Below are 21,187 nucleotides of genomic sequence, written 5' to 3'. Positions count from 1 at the left end.
TACTTGTGGCAAACGGACTATTCAGGGAGGCGTAGTGAAAAAACTCACCGACAAGCAAAAATCCCGTCTCTGGGAGCAACAACGTAAGGTCAATTTTCAGGCCAGCTGCCTCCTTGAAAAAGGTAAGGGTCCCGCTGAACCCGATATCGAGACGCTGGAACTGGGGCCTTCCGCACCGGGTTTACCCCATCTGTGTCTTATTCACCGCCATTTATTCCGCAACGAAATGAAAGGCGCGGGCGAGCTGCGCACCGCCGATATTTCTAAGGGCGACATTCCTTTTTGCCATTTCGAGTACATCGAGAAAGTGGGTAATGAGCTGATGGCTTCGCTGGAAAGTGATAAATATCTGGTGGGCCTTCAGAAAGCAGAGTTTACAGACAGAATCAGTCATTACTACTGTGAAATCAACATGCTACATCCGTTTATGAGCGGTAATGGCGTGGCCCAGCGGATCTTCTTTGAACAACTGGCTATTCATGCGGGCTATGTGCTGAACTGGCAGGGGATCGACCCGAACGACTGGGCAGCCGCCAATCAGAGCGGGGCAATGGGGGATTTGACCGCCCTGAACGCCATCTTTGCCAAAGTTGTGAGCGAAGCGCGGGAATCTGCGTAAAATAGGGCGGCCATTTTTTCAGGAGCCGCCATGATTCTGCTGATTGATAACTACGATTCCTTTACCTGGAACCTTTACCAGTATTTTTGTGAGCTGGGGGCAGAGGTGGTTGTCCGCCGTAACGATGAGATCGCGCTGGCTGACATTGACGCGCTGGCACCCCAGAAAATCGTGATTTCGCCGGGGCCGTGTACCCCTTCGGAGTCTGGTATCTCGCTGGAGGCGATCCGCCATTATGCGGGCAAACTGCCGATTCTGGGCGTCTGCCTGGGTCATCAGGCCATTGCGCAGGTCTTTGGCGCCACCATTGTCCGTGCCGCGAAAGTCATGCACGGCAAAACCTCTCCGGTCACGCACACCGGTACCGGCGTATTCCTGGGGCTGAACAATCCGTTAACCGTGACGCGCTACCATTCTCTGATCATTGATCCGCCGACCCTGCCGGCCTGCTTTGAGGTCACCGCCTGGAGCGAGACGCAGGAGATCATGGGCATTCGCCACCGCGAGTACGATCTGGAAGGCGTGCAGTTCCACCCGGAAAGCATTCTCAGCGAACAGGGGCACGCGCTACTGGCCAATTTCCTTAATCGCTGAATATCTGTTGCCTTGTTGTGATTTTTTATGCATATTTTGTGATTATATTTTCAAAATCAATGTGACATAAAAATGGATGGTCATGACATGGCAACTGAGCAACCAGCAATTACCCGCGCGACATTCGATGAAGTGATCCTGCCGATTTATGCACCGGCTGAGTTTATCCCGGTGAAAGGGAGAGGCAGCCGCGTCTGGGATCAGCAGGGCAATGAGTATGTTGATTTCGCAGGCGGTATTGCGGTGACGGCGCTGGGCCATTGCCATCCTGCGCTGGTGGACGCGCTGAAAACGCAGGGCGAAACGCTGTGGCACACGAGCAACGTGTTCACCAACGAACCGGCGCTGCGTCTGGGGCGTAAGATCATCGATGCAACCTTCGCCGAACGCGTGCTGTTTATGAACTCCGGCACCGAAGCCAACGAAACCGCCTTTAAGCTGGCGCGCTACTACGCAACCACGCGTCATAGTCCGTACAAAACCAAAATCATCGCCTTCCATAACGCCTTCCACGGTCGCTCCTTCTTTACCGTTTCCGTTGGCGGCCAGCCGAAGTATTCCGACGGCTTTGGTCCGAAACCTGCGGATATCATCCACGTGCCGTTTAACGATCTCCACGCCGTTAAAGCGGTGATGGACGATCACACCTGTGCCGTGGTGGTCGAGCCCATTCAGGGGGAAGGCGGCGTCACGGCGGCCACCCCGGAATTTCTGCAAGGGCTGCGCGAGCTGTGCGACGAGCACCAGGCGCTGCTGGTGTTTGATGAAGTGCAGTGTGGGATGGGGCGTACCGGAGACCTGTTTGCTTATATGCACTACGGCGTAACGCCGGATATTCTGACCAGCGCGAAAGCGCTCGGCGGCGGTTTCCCGGTCAGTGCGGTGCTCACCACCCAGGATATCGCTTCCGCATTTCATGTAGGCTCACACGGCTCCACCTACGGCGGTAATCCGCTGGCGTGCGCCGTGGCGGGTGCGGCGTTCGACATCATTAATACGCCGGACGTCCTGAATGGCGTGAATGCGAAACGCGACCTGTTTGTGAAACATCTCCAGCAGATTGACCAACAGTTTGATGTCTTCAGCGACATCCGCGGGATGGGGCTGCTGATGGGCGCCGAACTGAAGCCGCAGTACAAAGGCCGCGCGCGCGATTTCCTGCACGCCGCCGCGCACGAAGGCGTCATGGTGCTCAACGCCGGGCCGGACGTGATGCGCTTTGCGCCATCGCTGGTGGTGGAAGACAAAGACATCGAAGACGGATTAACCCGTTTTGCCGCGGCAGTCGCGAAGATCGTCAGCGGCTAATACGCGGTTCGTTTTAACCGACGCGTTAACCAAATCCCGTGATGCGGGCGCTGACGCCATGCCACCGACGAAATGGTGTGCATGGTGTTCAGGTGCCCGAGAACGCGCTGTAAATGCTGCTCAAGGGTGCTCATCGGCCCATGGGTCAGCGTCTCCGGCGCTTCCAGAATGTTCGAATCCCCTGACTCGCCCGGCGCGTCATACTCCAGACGCTGCTGACAGCGCTGCAACGCAATTTCACACGACTGCAAATAGCGCTGCGCCAGATCCGGCGTCAGCATCGTGTGCTCCCGCGCCAGCGTCGTCATGGCATTGATGTGCTCGACGATAAACTGGCTGTGCGTGACCCACAGCTTCATGTCAGCCAGATAGTGCGCGTTAAAGCCCGGCTCCTGCATGGCCTGGTTAAGGGAGTTGAACAGGGCGTTATGCGCCTGGTTGACCTTCATGCGCTCGTAGGCCAGCGGAGAGGGCTGCGGGTCATCGCTCAGAATAAGACGAATGGCCTGCTGATCGGCTTCGAGCGCGTCGTGGGCGTTCTGCCTCAGCAGCCCGCTTTGCCACTGCGGCCACAACCAGACCATGCCGCCAAAGGCGATCAGGCAGCCAATTAGCGTATCGACCAGCCGGGCAATAATAAACTGTTCCCCGTTAAGCGTGAGCAGTTGCAGGGTATACACCGCCGTGACCGTAAAGCCCACCATGGCCCAGCCGTAGTTTTTGCGGATGATCAGGTAGCTCACCAGCGTGATCGCCAGCATACCGGCCAGGGTATAGCCTTCCGGCACGTGAAAGTGCAGCGTCACGCCCGCGATAATCAGCCCCGCCATCGTACCGCCCGCCCGATGCAGAATGCGCACCCGCGTGGCGCCATAGCCGTTCTGGGTGACAAACAGCACGGTCATTAAGATCCAGTAGGGTTTCGGCAGGTGCAGGGCCATTCCCATCAGGCTGGCGATGCTCAGCATCACACTGATCCGCGCGGCATTGCGCAGGGCGGAAGATTTCAGTGATAGATAGCTTTTGAGCGCGGGCAGCAGCGGCAGCCGTTTTTGCTTATCGGCCATCAGGTCCCGGGCATAAAGCGGGCGCTGGGTGCGTAACACCCGGGCGATGCGGCTGAAATGCCAGGCAGCAAATTGCCCGACCGGGTTATCCGCGTGCTGACGCGCAATCTTTTCCAGCGCGCCGAGCTGTTTGTCCATGTTAAAGCGCGTCGGGTAGCGGTGATAGAGGATATCGTCAGCCAGCACCCGCAGGCGGGCCGCGACGGTCTGCGCGTTCCAGCGGATCACCGCTTCCGCATGGCTGCGCTCCACCAGCTTTTGCACCTCTTCCGGATTATGAAGGCTGACGGAGATATGCTCCTGCAAATCCAGCCCGACCTGGAAGGTTCGCAGCAGCCGCTTGTATTCATGATTTTTGTTGGCGGCAAGCATGTGCAACTGCTGATAGCACTGGCTGATCAGATCCACCACTTTTTGCTGGCGCGCCAGCAGCGGCGGCAGGGATTTTTCCGGGTCGGTATGTTGAGTGAGCAGGGTGTATTTTGCTTCGCAGTATTCAGCAAGTTGCACGTAGAGCAGGCTCAGGGATTCGCGCAGCGGCTGTTCCCGCCACAGCCAGAACCAGAACCAGTTAAACAGCCCGTACCACAGCGTGCCGAGGGCGTAGATCAGCAATGGCTCCCACACCGGCATATTGCCCGCAAGGCTTAAGGTGAAGATAGCGGCAATCAGCGACGCGGGAAGCAGGCGGGCGTGCAGCGAGCTGATTTCGGCGGTGACGCCGAGCGTCATCGCCAGCACGGTCAGGATCAGCGGCAGAGGAATGTCGCGGGCCAGTAAGAGTTGTACGGCAAGGCTACAGCCGGCAAACAGGCAGCCGCCAATAATCAGACGTTTGAAAAAGCGTTTATGCGGCGTATCCAGACCGGCAATGTTGCAGCAGGCGGGCACAAGAGAAAACAGCAGGCCTTGCTGAAGATGTCCGAGGATCAGGCCCACGGCCACGGGAAGACACAACACCAGCGTTTGTCGCAGTGCGTAGTTAACTTCCGGGTGATAGATCAGCCTGCGCCACATGAGGAGTAGAGACAAAAACGGCGTGCCACCCTGCGGCGGCACGCCGTTTGACCGAAATTAACGGGTTCCGTAGACCACGATAGTTTTACCGTGGGCAGAGATCAGGTTCTGGTCTTCCAGCATCTTCAGGATACGGCCCACTGTTTCACGGGAGCAGCCGACGATCTGACCGATTTCCTGGCGGGTAATTTTAATTTGCATACCGTCAGGGTGGGTCATGGCGTCTGGCTGTTTCGCCAGGTTCAACAGCGTCTGCGCGATACGACCGGTCACGTCCAGGAAGGCGAGGTTACCCACCTTCTCAGAGGTCACTTGCAGACGGCGTGCCATCTGGGAAGAAAGACGCATCAGGATGTCAGGGTTGACCTGAATCAGCTGACGGAATTTCTTGTAAGAAATTTCAGCCACTTCACATGCTGTTTTTGCACGAACCCAGGCGCTACGTTCCTGGCCTTCTTCAAACAGGCCCAGTTCACCGATAAAATCGCCCTGGTTCAGATAAGAAAGGATCATCTCTTTCCCTTCTTCATCTTTGATCAGCACGGCCACCGAGCCTTTAACGATGTAATACAACGTTTCCGCTTTTTCACCCTGGTGAATCAGCGTGCTCTTTGATGGGTACTTATGAATGTGGCAATGAGACAAGAACCATTCGAGAGTCGGGTCTGTTTGCGGTTTGCCAAGCACCATGCGCTGTTATCCTCTGTTATAAGCTGTCACCAGAGTCATAAGATGCATCCGGACTCTGGGGTTGCAATCGAATTCTTACCCATACCTGGGAAGTCGGCTGTCGTAACGTTTCGCAGCCAGTAAAGTTTAATGTCCTCTGCATACATGTGTAACGTCAATGTATTACTGTAGCATCCAGAGTGTTTTAGCATAGCTTTCGCCGCGTGTCTCCTGGTGTCTCGCTTCAGCATGACGCAGGTCGCCTTCCGTTGCGAGAAATGTAACGTACACGTAATCTGTCATAAAAAATGCAACGTTGGAGTGAGTGAATATGCAAGCGCGTGTGAAATGGGTTGAAGGGTTAACGTTCCTGGGCGAGTCTGCTTCCGGGCACCAGGTTTTGATGGATGGCAACTCCGGCGATAAAGCGCCAAGCCCAATGGAAATGGTGCTGATGGCGGCAGGCGGATGCAGTGCGATCGACGTGGTGTCGATCCTGCAAAAAGGCCGTCATGACGTGACCGATTGTGAAGTGAAGCTGACGTCGGAACGTCGTGAAGAGGCGCCCCGCCTGTTCACGCATATTAATTTGCACTTTATCGTCACCGGCAAAGAATTGAAGGATGCGGCGGTCTCGCGTGCGGTTGACCTGTCTGCGGAAAAATACTGCTCTGTGGCGTTAATGCTGGAGAAAGCGGTAAAAATCACCCATTCGTATGAAGTGATCGCGGCTTAATTTTTGGCGGGTGGCGCTTCGCTGACCCGCCCTACCAAAGCTACAACTGCACGAACGTAGGCCGGATAAGCGAAGCGCCATCCGGCAACAGGCGTCACGCGATCTGCTTTCCTTCCATCAGCCGCTGCACCAGCGGTGTCATGATCAGCTCCATTGCCAGCCCCATTTTTCCCCCGGGCACCACTAACGTATTCATGTGCGAAATAAACGAACCCTGTAGCATCGCCAGCAGCCAGGGGTAATCAATGCCTTCCAGGTTGCGGAAGTGGATCACCACAAAGCTCTCGTCCAGGGAAGGGATGCTTTTTGCAGCGAACGGGTTGGAGGTGTCCACGGTGGGGACGCGCTGGAAGTTAATGTGGGTTCGGGAGAACTGCGGCGTCAGGAAGTTGATGTAATCTTCCATGGAGCGCACCACCGAGTCCATGACCGCCTCTCGCGAATGGCCGCGCTCGCTCATGTCACGCGTCAGCTTCTGGATCCACTCAAGGTTAACGATCGGCACCACCCCCACCAGCAAATCCACGTGGCGCGCCACGTCGTGCTGAGGCGTCACCACGCCGCCGTGCAATCCTTCGTAAAACAGCACGTCAGTCGGTTCCGGCAGCGGCTGCCAGGGCGTGAACGTGCCGGGGACCTGGTTCCAGGGCACGGCTTCATCGTAGGTGTGGAGATACTTGCGGGACTGCCCGGTACCGCTTTGCCCGTATTCACGGAAGGTTTGCTCCAGCAGGCCGAAGTCATTCGCCTCCGGGCCGAAGTAGCTGATGTGTTTACCCAGATCGCGCGCCTTGCGGATGGCCATATCCATCTCCGGGCGCGTGTAGCGGTGAAAGCTGTCGCCTTCTACCTCTGCCGCCCGTAAGTTAAGCTGGGCGAAGATCTTGCGGAAGGCGAGGCTGGTGGTAGTGGTTCCCGCCCCACTCGAACCCGTAACGGCAATAACCGGATGTCTGGCAGACATAGCAACTCCCTGACTGGAAAAGTGTAAAGATCAGCCGTGAAACGCGTTGCGTGGCATGATATTGACCGTCTCATGCAGTTCGGACCATACCAGCACCACGTCGCCGCTTTTAAGCTGGCGCTTAACATCGTTGACCTTTTGTTCAAGCGAACGTTCATGTTCACCATAATCGGTGCCTTCGCGCAAGACAAAGCTTTCAATCAGATTATCGAGCGTGTCGGGAGAGAGATCCTGCCAGGGAATAATCATTATTTACCTTCCAGATAAGCCGTTAACCAGTCGGGAATACGCGTCTCAAGCCACATTTTTGGCCGACGCAGCGTGCCGCCGACAAAGCCGACGTGTCCCCCGAATTGGGTGAGCTGATACTCCACGTTGGCCGGCAGATGATCGGGCGCCGGAATCGAGTGATGATCCATAAACGGATCATCTTTGGCGTGGATAATCAGCGTAGGTTTCGTGATTTGGTTCAGTAAAGGCATGGCGCTGCACTGACGGTAATAGTCAATCGCATCGGCAAAGCCGTGAATTTTCGAGGTGATCAAATCATCAAACTCGCGCAGGCGCTTCACGCGTTTGAGCTGTTGCAGCGTCACAGGCAGCGTATCCGGATAGGCCTTCAGCTTGCGCGCGGCGTTGGCTTTCAGCAGGTTGAGCAGGTAGCGCTGGTACACTCGCGAAAACCCCTTTTCCATATGATAGCTGCACTGCTCCAGCATAAAGGGCGCAGAGACGATCACCGCCGCATCCAGCGGTACGGCGTCGCTCTCCTTCGCCAGCAGGCAGGCCAGCATATTGCCGCCCAGCGAATACCCCACCGCTGCCGTTGGCGCCTCGCCGAAATTGTCTCTTAGCCAGCGCAGGAACCAGGTACCGTCCTCGGTTTCACCCGAGTGATAAATACGTTTCTGACGATTAGGCTCGCCGCTGCATCCGCGAAAATGCATCACTACCCCAAGCCAGCCGCGGGCTTTCGCCGCCTCAATGAGACCGTGTGCGTAAGGGCTGTGTAGGCTGCCTTCCAGACCGTGAAACACCACCAGACGGGGTTTATGTCTGGCCCGATCCGGATCTTCGCTCCAGGCGAGATCCAAAAAGTCGCCATCCGGCAAATCCAGGCGTTGCCAGTGCGGGGTGAACTGTACCTTGCGGCGGATCAGGCGCGGCAGCATGGTTTGCAGGTGAGGGTTAGCCACACCGCGCATGGGCACGAACTCTGCGCTCTCTTCGGCTGCAATGTCGAAGTCTGAGGGAATGATTTGGGTCATAAGGGCGATGCTGATTCTTGTCAGAAATTAACTATACCTTCCGAATTGTACCCCGTTTAGCCCGTTTTTCCGAAACATGAACTGATCCCGATCACAAATATTTACCTTGATTATTACTCTCAGGCTAATGATTTGGCTCTACGCTTAATTGATGCCTTTCTCACCAGAGCGCACACTTTACTCAACGTTAAGCAAATCAGAATGATGTGCTGAATCAGGAGGTTAATAATGTTATCTGGGCAAACACCCACCCGGCAATGGAACACCCGACGCAGTGAGAAAGCGCGTCGTCTGGCGTCCGTACCGGTGCAGGGCAAGGTACTGCCAACCGGCGATCTTGTCGCCATGCTGGAAAAACTGATCGCACCAGGCGACAAAGTCGTTCTGGAAGGCAACAACCAGAAGCAGGCGGATTTCCTTTCCCGTTCACTGGCGGAAGTGAACCCGCAAATCGTGCACGATCTGCATATGATCATGCCGAGCGTGGGCCGCAGCGAACATCTGGACATCTTTGAGAAAGGCATCGCCCGCAAGCTGGACTTCTCCTTCTCCGGTACGCAAAGCCTGCGAATCTCCCAACTGCTGGAGGATGGTCAGCTCGAAATCGGGGCGATTCACACCTACATCGAACTCTACTCACGTTTATACGTCGACCTATCGCCAAACGTGGCGCTGATTGCCGGTTTTAAAGCGGACCGCAAAGGCAACCTCTATACCGGGGCGAGTACCGAAGATACTCCGGCGCTGGTGGAAGCCGCCGCGTTCCATGACGGCATCGTCATCGCGCAGGTGAACGAGCTGGTGGACGACGAGTGCGACCTGCCGCGTGTGGATATTCCGGGCTCGTGGATTGATTTTGTGGTGGTTGCCGATAAGCCGTTCTTTATCGAACCGCTCTTCACCCGCGACCCGCGCCTGATCAAACAGGAACACATCCTGATGGCGATGATGGCGATTAAAGGCATCTACGCTGAACACCAGGTGCAGTCCCTGAACCACGGGATTGGCTTTAACACCGCAGCGATCGAGCTGCTGCTGCCAACCTACGGCGAACAGCTCGGACTCAAAGGCAAAATCTGTAAACACTGGACCCTGAACCCGCATCCAACGCTGATCCCGGCCATCGAAAGCGGCTGGGTGGAGAGCGTCCACTGCTTCGGCGGCGAGCTGGGAATGGAAGAGTACATCCGCGCCCGCCCGGACGTGTTCTTTACCGGTGCCGATGGCTCCATGCGTTCTAACCGCGCCTTCTGCCAGCTGGCTGGTCAGTACGCGGTCGATATGTTTATCGGCTCCACGCTACAGGTTGATGGTTACGCTAACTCCTCAACCGTGACCCGCGGCCGTCTTTCCGGCTTCGGCGGCGCGCCAAACATGGGCCACGATCCGCACGGTCGTCGCCACGCCACACCGGCCTGGCTGAACATGATCACCGAGCCTGACCCGATGCAGCGCGGTAAAAAGCTGGTTGTGCAGATGGTGGAAACCTTCCAGGCGGGCGTGAAGCCAACCTTCGTGGAAAAACTCGACGCCGTTGAGGTCGCGAAAGCCTCCGGTATGCCGCTGGCGCCGGTCATGATTTACGGCGATGACGTCACCCACGTGCTGACGGAAGAGGGGATTGCTTACCTCTACCGGGCGAAAGATCTGGAAGAGCGTCGCGCCATGGTCGCCGCCGTGGCGGGTATCACCGATATCGGTCTGGGCGTTGACGCCAAACGCGTGGCGGAACTGCGCCAGAGCGGCAAGGTTGTGTATCCGGAAGATATGGGCATTCGCCGCACCGATGCCACCCGTTCGCTGCTGGCGGCCGGTAGCGTCGCGGACCTGGTGGAATGGTCCGGCGGTCTTTACAACCCACCTGCGAAATTCCGGAGCTGGTAATGAAACTTCTGCCCCAGATCCAGGTTGAAGGCGGTGCCGAATGGCTGGCGCGAACCGCCACGCAGTGTCTGATTGACGAAGCACGTTTAAGCCCGAAGCCCGGTCTGGTGGACAGCCGGGGGAACGGCGCGCACCACGATTTATCGCTTGCGCTGATGGAGCGCTCCGCTCACAGCCTGACCCCCACGTTTCAGGCGCTGGCGCAGCAGAGCTGGCAGCGTCCGGCGGATATTGCCCTCAGGCAAACCGTTGGCCGCCTGGGTCGCGAAGGCGAACGGCAGATGATGGCCGCTACCGACGGCGTGAACACGCACCGTGGCGCGATCTGGGCGCTGGGATTGCTGGTGAGCGCGGTGGCGATGCTGGGCGGCGATGCCCGGGCGCAAATCGTCGCGAACACCGCCGCTCAGCTGGCGAAGCTGCCGGATGACGCGGCGCCGAAAGTGTTCAGCAAGGGGTTACGCGTCACGCACCGCTACCGCGTACCGGGCGCGCGTGAAGAGGCTCAGCAGGCGTTTCCGCACGTTATGCAGCGCGCGCTGCCGCAGCTTCGCCTCAGCCGTCTCAACGGCAGCAGCGAAACGCAGGCCAGACTCGACGCGCTGATGGCGATCATGACCTCGCTCACCGACACCTGCGTGCTGTCGCGCGCCGGCATGGAGGGGCTGGACGCCATGCAGAACGGCGCCCGTGCGGTGCTGAACGCCGGAGGATGCGCAACCCTCGCGGGGCAGCAGGCGCTGGCGCGGTTAGACCGTCAGATGCTGGCGCTTAACGCCTCGCCGGGCGGAGCCGCAGACCTGCTTGCCGCCACGCTGTTTCTTGACCGCGCCGAAACGCCCTATTCAAAGCATTAAGAGGATGTTATGGAAAAAATCACATTGACCGTGCCCGCCAGCCGCGAAGTAAGCGGCAGGGCGCTGGCAGGGGTCGTCGGTTCCGGGGATATGGAGGTGCTTTTCACCGCCGAACCGGGCCAGACCTTAACCATTGATATCACCACCTCCGTCGACAACAGCCGCGGGCGCTGGGAGGCATTGTTCAACCGCCTGCAAACCGTCAGCAGCCTGCCCGCAGGTAAGCTGACCATCCACGACTTCGGCGCGACGCCGGGCGTGGCACGCATTCGTATCGAACAGGTTTTTGAAGGGGTGAACCATGCGTGATGACAGCAGCTTTATCGAATTAAAAGCGCGCCAGCGTGCGCAGGCGCTGCTCGACGACGGCAGCTACCGCGAACTGCTGGATCCGTTTGAAGGCATTATCTCTCCGTGGCTTGGGCCACAGGGGATTGTTCCTCAGGCCGATGACGGCATGGTGGTCGCGAAAGGGACCATCAACGGCCAGCCTGCGGTGGTGGTGGCGATTGAAGGCACCTTCCAGGGCGGCAGCATGGGCGAAGTGTCCGGCGCCAAAATGGCGGCAGCGCTGGAGCTGGCGGCGGAAGATAACCGCAACGGCATTCCGACTCAGGCGGTGCTGTGCCTCGAAACCGGCGGCGTACGTTTGCAGGAAGCCAACCTCGGCCTGGCGGCGATTGCCGATATCCACGCCGCGATCGTTGACCTGCGTCGCTATACCCCGGTCGTCGGGATTGTCGCCGGGACCGTGGGCTGCTTCGGTGGGATGTCTATCGCCGCGGCGCTGTGCAGCTACCTGATTGTGACCCGCGAAGCGCGGCTCGGCCTCAACGGTCCGCAGGTTATCGAGCAGGAAGCGGGCATTGAAGAGTATGACTCCCGCGACCGTCCGTTTATCTGGAGCATGACCGGCGGCGAAGTACGCTTTGAAAGCGGGCTGGTGGACGCGCTGGTGGGCGACGGCGTGAACGCGGTGAAAGCCGCGATGAACGAAGCCATCGCCAAAGGCGTACCGGCGAAACATCGCACCGATAACTACGACGATTACCTGAACCGTCTGACGAATTTCGACACCCGCAAACAGGCCGATGCCGAACAGATTAAAGCGCTTTTTGCCCGGGAGGTGAAATGATGACTAACTCAATTAGCCGTGGCGAACTCTGGCTGGAAACTCTGGCCCCGAACGCGAAACGTCTGGAGGGGTTATGCCCGTCCGTGCAGGCCGCAGACGGCGAGCTAAACGGTGAAACGGTGCGTTTTGTCGCCGTGGTGCCGGACGCCAACAACCACTTCCCGCGCGCGGCGCAGGGTGAAGTCGGCCTGCTGGAAGGATGGACGCTGGCAAAAGTGGTCAGCGAAACCGTCGCCGCCGACGCAGATAAAGCCGTGAAGCGCCCGATTGTGGCGGCAATCGACGTCCCAAGCCAGGCCTATGGCCGTCGCGAAGAGGCGTTTGGTATCCACCAGGCGCTGGCCGGCGCCGCTGCCGCCTACGCTAATGCGCGGCTGGCGGGTCATCCGGTGATTGGTCTTATCGTCGGTAAGGCCATGTCCGGCGCGTTTCTGGCGCACGGCTACCAGGCTAACCGTCTGATTGCCTTCAACGATAAAGGCGTGCTGATCCATGCCATGGGCAAAGAGTCTGCGGCGCGCATTACGCTGCGTACCGTTGAGGCGCTGGAAAAACTGGCTGCAACCATTCCGCCAATGGCGTATGACATCAGCAACTACGCCACGCTGGGGCTGCTTTCCGACCTGCTGGATATCAGCAATCCGGATGCCCCTACCGAAAGCGATCTGACGCGGGTGAAAACCACCCTGCAACAGGCCATCAGCGACGCTCGTCAGGACACCACGTTGAAAAACCGTCTGGGTGCTGACAACCGCCGCAGCTCGGCGCTCGTACGTGAACGTATGCGAGCCAGCTGGTAAGTAAAAAGAGACCTGCCAGATGCATCACCCCGTGGGCGCGCCCGTTGCGTCCACGCGGGAACCTGCATCCTGAAAATAATAAACATCGCGCCAGTGCTTAAACTTTTTTACTACAGGTGATTTATGACTTACGTAATTGTTCATGCTCTTGCACCGATTTTCGTCATCATGCTGCTGGGATTCTGGGCCGGTAAGGCAAAGATGGTCGATAACAAAAATGTTTCCCTGCTGAATATCTTCGTGATGGATTTTGCACTCCCGGCTGCGCTGTTCAGCGCCACCGTGCAAACCCCGTGGACCGGCATCGTGGCGCAGTCGCCGCTGATCCTGGTGCTCACCCTGGCGATGTGGATCACCTATGCGGTCATCTACTTCCTCGCGACGAAAGTGTTTAAAAAATCCCCGCAGGATGCGGCCGTGCTGACGCTTACCGTCGCCCTGCCAAACTACGCGGCGCTTGGCCTGCCGATTCTGGGCAGCGTGCTGGGCGAAGGCCCTTCAACCTCACTGTCCGTGGCGGTCTCCATCGCCTGTGGTTCAGTGTTGATGACCCCGTTCTGCCTGCTGATTCTGGAGCGTGAGAAAGCCCGCGCCGAAGGCAATAACTCGGGTTCAACGCTTTCCATGCTGCCGGTGCTGATGTGGCGTTCCATTAAAAAACCGATCGTGATGGGCCCGCTGCTGGGTGTGATCCTGTCCGCTATCGGCATCAAAATGCCGGAGCTGGTACTGGCGGCGATTAAACCGCTGGGACTGTCTGCGACCGCTGCGGCGCTGTTCCTGACCGGGGTGATCCTCTCCGCGCGTAAACTTCAGATCAACACCATGGTGATCACTTCCACTATCGCCAAGCTGCTGATCCAGCCAGCGATCGCCTGGGGTATCGTTTTAATCTTCGGTCTGCACGGCTCCGTGGCGATCACCGCCATCCTGATGATTGCGCTGTCCGCGGGCTTCTTTGGCGTGGTGTTCGGTAACCGCTTTGGCGTGCAGTCGCCGGATGCTGAAGCCGTGCTGCTGTTGAGCTCCGTACTGTGTATCCTGTCGCTGCCGCTGTTTATCTCGCTGACTTCAGGAATGTAATCATGACCACAACATTACGCCCACACGACCTCATCTGGCTTACCGCGCGCGACGCCCTGGAAGGGGTTACCGAATCCTGGGTGGACGCGGCCTGGCATACCGGACTACCGGTAGTGGTGCGGCGTGATGTTGATAATGAAGGCCGTATTCCCGTTGGCGTGCGCGGATTGCGCCGCGACCAGCGGGCGGCCGGATGGGTGAAGCCTGAGAACGTGTTGCGCGTGGTGTCGCCCGAAGATTTGAGCGTTGCCGCCGACCTGCTGCGTTCGCCGTTTATCACTCAGCCGCCGGTTCAGGTGGCGCTTCAGCTTGCGCAGCAGTCGTGGCCGTGGACGTGGGGGATAACCGGCAGTACGGGTTACGCGCTGGCGACCGGCATTCCGGTGATCCACGCCGACAGCGATCTCGATCTGCTCATCCGCGCCCCGCGTGCCGTTTCCCCTGAGGCGTTTACTGGCTGGCAGGCTCAGCTCAGCCGTGCGTTGTGCCGGGCGGATACGCAGGTGGACACGCCCGAGGGCGGATTCGCGCTGGCGGAATGGTTACGCGACGGCAAAACGCTGCTAAAAACGCAATGTGGACCGCGCCTGGTGGCGGATCCATGGCACAGGGAGGAGTAATGAAAATACTGTTTACCTTTCCGGGGCAGGGCACACAGCATGAAGGTATGCTGCAAAACCTGCCGGGAACGGAGCTGGAGCAGGCCCGTGCTGTGCTGGGGGCGGAAGTCGATACCCTGGACAGCGCATGCTCGTTAACCCACACCCGTGCGGTTCAGCTTTCGCTGTTGATTGCCGGCGTGGCGTGGGCGCGCGAGCTGGAACGTCGCGGCGTGTCGCCGGATATCGTCAGCGGGCTGTCCATTGGCGCTTATCCTGCGGCGGTTATCGCCGGTGCGCTGGACTTTACGGACGCGCTGAAGCTGGTGGCGTTGCGCGGCGATCTGATGGAGCAGGCTTACCCGCACGGTTACGGCCTGACGGCGATTATGGGGTTGACCCTGCCCCAGGTGGAAAACCTGATTCAGGGGACAGGAACCTATATTGCTAACCTGAACGCCGAAACGCAGATCGTGATTGCCGGAACCGATGACGGCATGGCGCAGGTGGCGGAGCGCGCCCTGGCAAAAGGCGCGAGCAAGGCTAAGCGGCTGGCGGTGAGCGTACCGTCGCACTGTGAACTGCTGGCGGAACCGGCGCAGAAGCTGGTGGCAGCATTTAATTCGGTCACGCTTTCACGTCCGCGCTGTGCGTACCTGAGCGGCAGCACCGGGCGCGTGCTCTGGCAGCCGGAAAAAATTGCCGACGATCTGGCGATGAATATGGCGCGAACCGTGCGCTGGCAGGAGGCGGTGATTTCCGCTAACGAGCGTGAAGCGCGGCTGGCGATTGAGATGCCGCCAGGGGGCATCCTGACCTGTCTGACGCGGCAGGCGGCGTGGGAAGGCGAATCCATTTCGCTGGAGCGCAGCGGGGTGGACGTGGCGGTGCATCTGGCGGGTCGGCTTCAGCGGTAAGTTTTAGCCCGGTGGCGGCTGCGCCTTACCGGGCCTACTCCCGGATTGTAGGCCCGGTAAGCGTAGCGCCACCGGGCAATAACATCAGGCACTATCCTGCAAACTTCTCGCATACATCCGCCCTTCCGCGGCCAATGCCCGCAGGCTCGGATCCTGCTCGCGGTTGCGGGCAAAGACAATCGCGATCAGCTGCTGCATCTGGTACGGCTGCGCCAGCTTCAGTAGCTGCACCGAATTTTCATACACTTTCTTCATCCTGCCCGGCATCAGCGTAAACCCGACCCCCGCCTGCACCAGACTCAGCATCGAGAAGATATCGTTCACGCGCGTCACAATCTCCGGCTCGAAACCGGCGATATGAAACGCTTCCTGAAACCCGGCGTAAGTGGCGAACCCTTCCGCGAGGGCGACAAACTTCTGATCTTTGTAATCACGCAGATCGGCGGGGCCGCTGGTATTCAGCGTGGCAGAGGCCGGTGCGGCAAGGAAAATATCGTCATGGAACAGAGGAAGCACTTCGAGGCTGTTACGGTCGATATCGCTTTCGGAAATAGAGATTAAAATCGCATCCAGCGATCCCTCATCCAGCATATGGAGCAGGGTTTCGTTCGAGCCCATCGTCAGATCCATCTCCAGATCCGGACGGCGCAGCTTCATGCCCATTATCAGGCGCGGCACGGTTTCCAGCGTCAGCGAGTAGAGCGTGCCGACGCGCAACCGTCCCTGGCCGATACCGGCGATCTTGCGCGACTCTTCCAGCCCGCGCTCCATCACCTGCATCACCTCCTGACAATACTCCAGCAGCGTCCACGCGGAGGGGAGGGCAATCAGGTTACGCCCTTTGTGAGCAAAGAGCGGGCAGCGGACGTTCTCTTCGAGGGTATGCAGCGCGCGGTGCACGCTGACACCGCTCAGGCCGAGCGTTTCGGCGGTACGTGCGATATTGCCCTTCTCCATGAACGTCATGAAGATGCTGAGCTTACGGAATGTAATCTCGCTCGTGGTATCGAAGCCCATAACCCTCCCGGCGTGTTAGTCGGCTTGCAGCATCGCTTCCAGCTGTTCCTGCGCGTCCAGCCATGCCATTTCGCACTCTTCGAGGCTGGATTTGGTTTTCGCCTGAGTTTGCAGACAGTCCGTCAGCTCCGCTTTGCGGCTCTGATCGTACAGTTCGCTGTCGCCCAGCTTCTCTTCGACGGCAGCAAGCGTGGCGTTGAGCTTTTCCATCTCTTTTTCGAGACGGGCAATCTCTTTACGCAGCGGCTGCGTCTGGGTGCGCAGTTCCGCTTCACGGCGCTTCTGGTCTTTACGCGCCTGGGCGCTGTTGGCGTTGTCTTTCGCTGACTCTTCCGGCTGGTTTTCCTGCTTCTGCACGTCCGTCAGCCACTGCTGGTAATCTTCCAGATCGCCGTCGAACGGCTCCACTTTGCCGCCGTGCACCAGATAGAGATCGTCGGTGGTGGAGCGGATCAGGTGGCGGTCGTGCGATACGACAACCAGCGCTCCTTCGAACTCGATCAGCGCTTCGGTCAGCGCCTGGCGCATGTCGAGATCGAGGTGGTTGGTCGGTTCATCAAGCAGCAGCAGGTTTGGACGCTGCCAGACGATCAGCGCCAGCACCAGACGGGCTTTTTCGCCCCCGGAGAAGCGCTCGGTGTTTTCCGTCACCTTATCGCCCTGGAAGCCAAAGCCGCCGAGGTAGTCGCGTAGTTTCTGCTCCATCTCCTGCGGCGCCAGGCGCGCCAGGTGCTGGATCGGCGATTCATCCGCGCGTAAAAATTCCAGCTGATGCTGGGCGAAGTAACCAAGCTTGATGCCTTTCGCCAGCCCGATTTCGCCGCTGACCGGGTTAAGCTCGCCCGCCAGCAGCTTGATCAGCGTCGATTTACCGGCGCCGTTACGTCCCAGCAGACCAATGCGTGAACCTGGCACCAGGTTGAGCTTGATAGAGTCGAGGATAATGCGATCGCCATAGCCCGCGCTCACTTTTTCCATTTTCAGCAGCGGGTTCGGCAGGCTCTCCGGCTCGCGGAAGCTGAAGTGGAACGGGTTATCCACGTGCGCCGGGGCGATCATCTCCATGCGTTCCAGCATCTTGATGCGGCTCTGCGCCTGCTTGGCTTTTGACGCCTTGGCCTTGAAGCGATCCACAAAGCTTTGCAGGTGCGCCACGCGCTGCTGCTGGCTTTCATACATCGCCTGCTGCTGGGCAAGGCGCGTCGCGCGCTGGCGCTCGAAAGAGCTGTAGTTGCCGGTGTATTCGAACATGCTTTGCTGTTCGATATGAATGATTTTATCCACTACCGGATCGAGGAAGTCGCGGTCGTGGGAGATCAGAATCAGAGTGCCCTGATAGCTCTTGAGCCACTTCTCCAGCCAAATAACCGCATCAAGATCGAGGTGGTTGGTTGGTTCATCGAGCAGCAAAAGGTCGGAGCGGCAGATTAGCGCCTGGGCCAGGTTAAGGCGCATGCGCCAGCCGCCCGAGAAATCGCTCACCGGGCGTTCAAGCTGTTCGTTGCTGAAACCCAGACCGTGCAGCAGGCTGGAGGCACGGGAGCGAATGGTCCAGGCATCGATGGCGTCCAGCTTGCCGTGGACGGTGGCGATGGCGTGGCCGTCGTTACGTTCGTTAGCGGCGTTGAGCTCCGCTTCGAGCTTGCGGTATTCACGATCGCCGTCGATAACATAGTCGAGCGCGGGTTCGCTCAGCGCGGGCGTCTCCTGGTTCACCCAGGCGAGCTGCCAGTTGCCCGGGAAGGTAAAGTTACCGCCATCCGCGCTTATCTCGTTTTTCAGCAGCGCCAGCAGGGTGGATTTACCGCAGCCGTTTTTGCCGACCAGCCCCACTTTCTGGCCCGGGTTGATGGTAGCAGTCGCGTTATCCAGCAGGACGCGCACGCCGCGACGAATTTGTAACGAGGAGAAAACAATCATAGAAGCGCCGTATGTTCCGACTATGTTAATTTGTCATTATGATAATGTAAGGTGTGGGCCATTTTCCCCACCGGGCCGCCATGGTAGCCCAAAACGACAACAATACACAAAAACAGAACCGGGAGGGGAGTGATGTCTCAGACAGCGAAAGTGCTGCTGCTGTATGCCCATCCGGAATCACAGGACTCGGTGGCGAACCGGGTGCTGCTTAAGCCGGCCACACAGCTCAGTAACGTAACGGTGCACGATCTCTACGCGCACTATCCTGACTTTTTTATCGATATTCCTTACGAGCAGGAACTGCTGCGTCAGCACGACGTGATTGTGTTCCAGCATCCGCTTTATACCTACAGCTGTCCGGCGCTGCTCAAAGAGTGGCTGGACCGCGTGCTGAGCCGGGGCTTCTCCAGCGGGGTGGGGGGCAACCAGCTGGCGGGAAAGTACTGGCGGAGTGTCATTACCACCGGTGAGCCGGAAAGCGCTTACCGTCACGACGGGCTGAACCGTTACCCCATGAGCGACATTCTGCGGCCGTTTGAGCTGACGGCGGCGATGTGCCGTATGCACTGGATGAGCCCGATTATTATCTACTGGGCACGGCGACAGGATCCGAAAGCACTGGCGAGCCATGCCAGGGCCTATGGCGAATGGCTGGCGTCACCGATTCCGGCGGGAGGACGCTAATGGACGGTTCGAATTTACTCCTTGCCGGGGTGCTGTTTCTGTTTGCCGCCGTCGTCGCGGTCCCGCTTGCTGCGCGTCTCGGCATTGGCGCGGTGCTGGGCTATTTGCTGGCAGGGATCGCCATTGGCCCCTGGGGGCTTGGGTTTATCAGCGATGTGGATGAAATTCTCCACTTCTCCGAGCTGGGCGTGGTCTTCCTGATGTTTATCATCGGGCTGGAGCTGAACCCCGCCAAGCTGTGGCAACTGCGGCAATCTATTTTTGGCGTCGGGGCGGCGCAGGTGTTACTCAGCGCGGCCATTCTCGCGGGACTGCTGATGTTGACGCAGTTTTCCTGGCAGGCCGCGGTGATTGGCGGGATCGGTCTTGCGATGTCGTCGACGGCGATGGCGCTTCAGCTGATGCGCGACAAAGGGATGAACCGTAACGAGGCGGGGCAACTGGGTTTTTCGGTGCTGCTGTTCCAGGATTTAGCGGTGATCCCGGCGCTGGCGCTGGTGCCGCTGCTGGCGGGCTCCGGAGACGATCATTTCGACTGGATGAAGATCTCCATGAAGGTGCTGGCCTTCGCGGGGATGCTGATCGGCGGACGGTTTTTACTGCGTCCGGTATTCCGGTTTATTGCCGCATCCGGCGTGCGCGAGGTATTCACCGCCGCAACGCTGCTGCTGGTGCTTGGCTCAGCGCTGTTTATGGATGCGCTGGGGCTGTCGATGGCGCTTGGGACGTTTATCGCCGGGGTGCTGCTTGCGGAAAGTGAGTACCGCCACGAGCTGGAGACCGCCATCGATCCGTTTAAGGGGCTGCTGTTAGGGCTGTTCTTTATCTCGGTGGGTATGGCGCTTAATCTTGGCGTGCTCTATACCCATCTGCTGTGGGTTATTGCGAGTGTCGCCGTGCTGGTGGCGGTCAAAACGCTGGTGCTGTATCTCCTCGCGAGGATTTACGGGCTGCGCAGCTCGGAAAGAATGCAGTTTTCCAGCGTGTTAAGCCAGGGTGGAGAATTTGCGTTTGTGCTGTTTTCCACGGCGTCGTCTCAGAAGCTGTTCAAAGATGACCAGATGGCGCTGCTGCTGGTGACGGTTACGCTGTCGATGATGACCACCCCGCTGCTGATGAAGCTGGTGGACAAACTGCTGTCGCGCCGCCTGAATCCCGCAGACGATGAAGACGAAGCGCCGTGGGTGGAAGATGATAAACCGCAGGTGATCGTCGTGGGCTTTGGTCGCTTCGGACAGGTGATTGGTCGCCTGTTGATGGCGAATAAAATGCGCATTACGGTGCTGGAGCGTGATATCAGCGCCGTCAACCTGATGCGCAAATATGGTTATAAGGTGTACTACGGCGATGCGACGCAGCTTGAGCTGTTGCGCTCGGCGGGGGCAGAGGCTGCGGAGTCCATCGTCATCACCTGCAACGATCCGGAAGACACGATGAAGCTGGTGGAGCTGTGCCAGCAGCATTTCCCGCATCTGCATATTCTGGCGCGTGCGCGTGGACGTGTGGAGGCTCACGAACTTTTGCAGGCGGGTGTGAAACACTTCTCCCGCGAAACCTTCTCCAGTGCGCTGGAGCTGGGACGCAAGGCGCTGGTTTCGCTGGGTATGCATCCTCACCAGGCGCAACGCGCCCAGATGCATTTCCGCCGGCTGGATATGCGAATGCTGCGTGAACTGATGCCCGTGCACAGCGACACGGCGCAGATCTCCCGCGTTCGGGAAGCGCGTCGCGAACTGGAGGAGATCTTCCAGCGTGAGATGCAACAGGAACGACGCCAGCTCGACGGCTGGGATGAATTTGAATAAAGGGTAACGAAAGATGGCTGTACGTAAACGCTTTATCGCGGGCGCAAAATGCCCATCCTGCCAGGCGCAAGATACGCTGGCCATGTGGCGTGAAAATAATATCGATATCGTTGAATGTGTTAAGTGCGGTCACCAGATGCGTGAGGCCGATAAAGAAGCCCGCGATCACGTTCGCAAAGAAGAGCAAGTGATCGGCATTTTTCATCCAGACTAGCGATATGCTCTGAGTTTTTTTAAGCTTAAG

At 58.5% G+C, this 21,187-nt stretch carries 22 protein-coding genes; 15 read left to right on the top strand and 7 right to left on the bottom strand.

Going from position 1 to position 21,187, the window contains the following annotated elements:
• Window positions 1-34 precede the first annotated feature (34 nt).
• The 3 genes from ACQG0T_RS21370 to argD all read left to right on the top strand — a co-directional run bounded on the left by ACQG0T_RS21370 (window position 35) and on the right by argD (window position 2,521).
• Window positions 35-619 (top strand): putative adenosine monophosphate-protein transferase Fic, encoded by a 585-nt coding sequence (locus ACQG0T_RS21370; RefSeq protein WP_023295530.1) that lies wholly within the window; start codon window positions 35-37, stop codon window positions 617-619.
• A gap of 30 nt (window positions 620-649) precedes the next feature.
• Complete coding sequence (pabA, locus tag ACQG0T_RS21365; protein ID WP_017384162.1) at window positions 650-1,213, top strand: aminodeoxychorismate synthase component 2; 564 nt, start codon at window positions 650-652, stop codon at window positions 1,211-1,213.
• An 87-nt stretch (window positions 1,214-1,300) separates the two neighbouring features.
• Entirely contained in the window at window positions 1,301-2,521 is a 1,221-nt protein-coding gene (argD, locus tag ACQG0T_RS21360) for a bifunctional acetylornithine/succinyldiaminopimelate transaminase (protein WP_172973738.1), read from the top strand.
• On the opposite strand, the gene ACQG0T_RS21355 is transcribed toward argD, so the two are convergent.
• Both ACQG0T_RS21355 and crp read right to left on the bottom strand, forming a co-directional pair.
• Window positions 2,518-4,605, bottom strand: coding sequence for a YccS/YhfK family putative transporter (locus tag ACQG0T_RS21355; protein ID WP_006812214.1), 2,088 nt, complete (start codon window positions 4,603-4,605; stop codon window positions 2,518-2,520). The two genes, argD and ACQG0T_RS21355, sit on opposite strands and share 4 nt — an antisense overlap.
• 57 nt (window positions 4,606-4,662) lie before the next feature.
• On the bottom strand, window positions 4,663-5,295 hold the full coding sequence (gene crp, locus ACQG0T_RS21350; protein WP_000242758.1) for a cAMP-activated global transcriptional regulator CRP: 633 nt from the start codon (window positions 5,293-5,295) through the stop codon (window positions 4,663-4,665).
• A 310-nt stretch (window positions 5,296-5,605) separates the two neighbouring features.
• Between crp and ACQG0T_RS21345 the strand changes: the two genes are divergently transcribed.
• Window positions 5,606-6,010 (top strand): OsmC family protein, encoded by a 405-nt coding sequence (locus ACQG0T_RS21345; RefSeq protein WP_015571423.1) that lies wholly within the window; start codon window positions 5,606-5,608, stop codon window positions 6,008-6,010.
• Between the two features lie 94 nt (window positions 6,011-6,104).
• On the opposite strand, the gene ACQG0T_RS21340 is transcribed toward ACQG0T_RS21345, so the two are convergent.
• The 3 genes from ACQG0T_RS21340 to ACQG0T_RS21330 are packed head-to-tail and all read right to left on the bottom strand — an operon-like array spanning window position 6,105 to window position 8,242.
• The gene (locus ACQG0T_RS21340; RefSeq protein ID WP_003861663.1) at window positions 6,105-6,974 is read right to left on the bottom strand and encodes a phosphoribulokinase; all 870 of its coding nucleotides are present in this window, start codon (window positions 6,972-6,974) and stop codon (window positions 6,105-6,107) included.
• A 30-nt stretch (window positions 6,975-7,004) separates the two neighbouring features.
• Window positions 7,005-7,223 (bottom strand): YheU family protein, encoded by a 219-nt coding sequence (locus ACQG0T_RS21335; RefSeq protein ID WP_014171926.1) that lies wholly within the window; start codon window positions 7,221-7,223, stop codon window positions 7,005-7,007.
• A complete protein-coding gene (locus ACQG0T_RS21330; RefSeq protein WP_271040476.1) occupies window positions 7,223-8,242 on the bottom strand; it encodes a hydrolase in 1,020 nt (339 codons plus the stop codon). The genes ACQG0T_RS21335 and ACQG0T_RS21330 overlap by 1 nt, the downstream gene beginning before the upstream one ends.
• Before the next feature lie 228 nt (window positions 8,243-8,470).
• Between ACQG0T_RS21330 and mdcA the strand changes: the two genes are divergently transcribed.
• The 8 genes from mdcA (at window position 8,471) to mdcH (ending at window position 15,517) form a co-directional block, all read left to right on the top strand.
• Window positions 8,471-10,126, top strand: coding sequence for a malonate decarboxylase subunit alpha (gene mdcA, locus ACQG0T_RS21325; protein WP_015571421.1), 1,656 nt, complete (start codon window positions 8,471-8,473; stop codon window positions 10,124-10,126).
• Entirely contained in the window at window positions 10,126-10,983 is an 858-nt protein-coding gene (locus ACQG0T_RS21320) for a triphosphoribosyl-dephospho-CoA synthase (RefSeq protein ID WP_252051790.1), read from the top strand. The genes mdcA and ACQG0T_RS21320 overlap by 1 nt, the downstream gene beginning before the upstream one ends.
• 9 nt (window positions 10,984-10,992) lie before the next feature.
• Complete coding sequence (gene mdcC, locus ACQG0T_RS21315; protein ID WP_000411786.1) at window positions 10,993-11,292, top strand: malonate decarboxylase acyl carrier protein; 300 nt, start codon at window positions 10,993-10,995, stop codon at window positions 11,290-11,292.
• On the top strand, window positions 11,285-12,118 hold the full coding sequence (locus ACQG0T_RS21310; protein WP_017384167.1) for a biotin-independent malonate decarboxylase subunit beta: 834 nt from the start codon (window positions 11,285-11,287) through the stop codon (window positions 12,116-12,118). The genes mdcC and ACQG0T_RS21310 overlap by 8 nt, the downstream gene beginning before the upstream one ends.
• Window positions 12,118-12,918 carry a biotin-independent malonate decarboxylase subunit gamma gene (mdcE, locus tag ACQG0T_RS21305; protein WP_271040826.1) on the top strand — a complete coding sequence of 267 codons (801 nt, stop codon included), beginning with the start codon at window positions 12,118-12,120 and terminating at the stop codon, window positions 12,916-12,918. Before ACQG0T_RS21310 ends, mdcE begins: the two co-directional genes overlap by 1 nt.
• 123 nt (window positions 12,919-13,041) lie before the next feature.
• Window positions 13,042-14,001: an AEC family transporter gene (locus ACQG0T_RS21300; protein ID WP_000222846.1), complete on the top strand. Its 960-nt coding sequence runs from the start codon at window positions 13,042-13,044 to the stop codon at window positions 13,999-14,001.
• A gap of 2 nt (window positions 14,002-14,003) precedes the next feature.
• On the top strand, window positions 14,004-14,621 hold the full coding sequence (locus ACQG0T_RS21295; protein WP_045348961.1) for a malonate decarboxylase holo-ACP synthase: 618 nt from the start codon (window positions 14,004-14,006) through the stop codon (window positions 14,619-14,621).
• Window positions 14,621-15,517 (top strand): malonate decarboxylase subunit epsilon, encoded by an 897-nt coding sequence (gene mdcH, locus ACQG0T_RS21290; RefSeq protein WP_045348962.1) that lies wholly within the window; start codon window positions 14,621-14,623, stop codon window positions 15,515-15,517. Before ACQG0T_RS21295 ends, mdcH begins: the two co-directional genes overlap by 1 nt.
• A gap of 84 nt (window positions 15,518-15,601) precedes the next feature.
• Here mdcH and ACQG0T_RS21285 read toward each other — a convergent pair whose 3' ends face one another.
• Together ACQG0T_RS21285 and ACQG0T_RS21280 are read right to left on the bottom strand one after the other, a co-directional pair.
• Window positions 15,602-16,534 carry a LysR substrate-binding domain-containing protein gene (locus ACQG0T_RS21285; protein ID WP_017384171.1) on the bottom strand — a complete coding sequence of 311 codons (933 nt, stop codon included), beginning with the start codon at window positions 16,532-16,534 and terminating at the stop codon, window positions 15,602-15,604.
• Window positions 16,535-16,549: 15 nt separating this feature from the next.
• Complete coding sequence (locus tag ACQG0T_RS21280) at window positions 16,550-18,454, bottom strand: ABC transporter ATP-binding protein (protein ID WP_017693878.1); 1,905 nt, start codon at window positions 18,452-18,454, stop codon at window positions 16,550-16,552.
• A gap of 132 nt (window positions 18,455-18,586) precedes the next feature.
• Here ACQG0T_RS21280 and kefG point away from each other — a divergent pair, with 132 nt between their 5' ends.
• From kefG to ACQG0T_RS21265, 3 genes are read left to right on the top strand one after another with little or no spacing between them, the layout of a single operon-like run.
• Entirely contained in the window at window positions 18,587-19,138 is a 552-nt protein-coding gene (kefG, locus tag ACQG0T_RS21275) for a glutathione-regulated potassium-efflux system ancillary protein KefG (RefSeq protein WP_003861686.1), read from the top strand.
• Entirely contained in the window at window positions 19,138-20,943 is a 1,806-nt protein-coding gene (gene kefB, locus ACQG0T_RS21270) for a glutathione-regulated potassium-efflux system protein KefB (protein WP_032103994.1), read from the top strand. The genes kefG and kefB overlap by 1 nt, the downstream gene beginning before the upstream one ends.
• A gap of 13 nt (window positions 20,944-20,956) precedes the next feature.
• Complete coding sequence (locus ACQG0T_RS21265) at window positions 20,957-21,157, top strand: YheV family putative zinc ribbon protein (RefSeq protein ID WP_003861689.1); 201 nt, start codon at window positions 20,957-20,959, stop codon at window positions 21,155-21,157.
• The last annotated feature ends 30 nt before the right edge of the window (window positions 21,158-21,187 follow it).

Origin of the sequence: Enterobacter cloacae complex sp. 302F9, from assembly GCF_050030335.1 — a bacterium.
GTDB lineage: Bacteria > Pseudomonadota > Gammaproteobacteria > Enterobacterales > Enterobacteriaceae > Enterobacter > Enterobacter hormaechei_C.
Note: the sequence above shows the minus strand (reverse complement) of the source record. Positions and strands in the feature narration are given on the sequence as shown.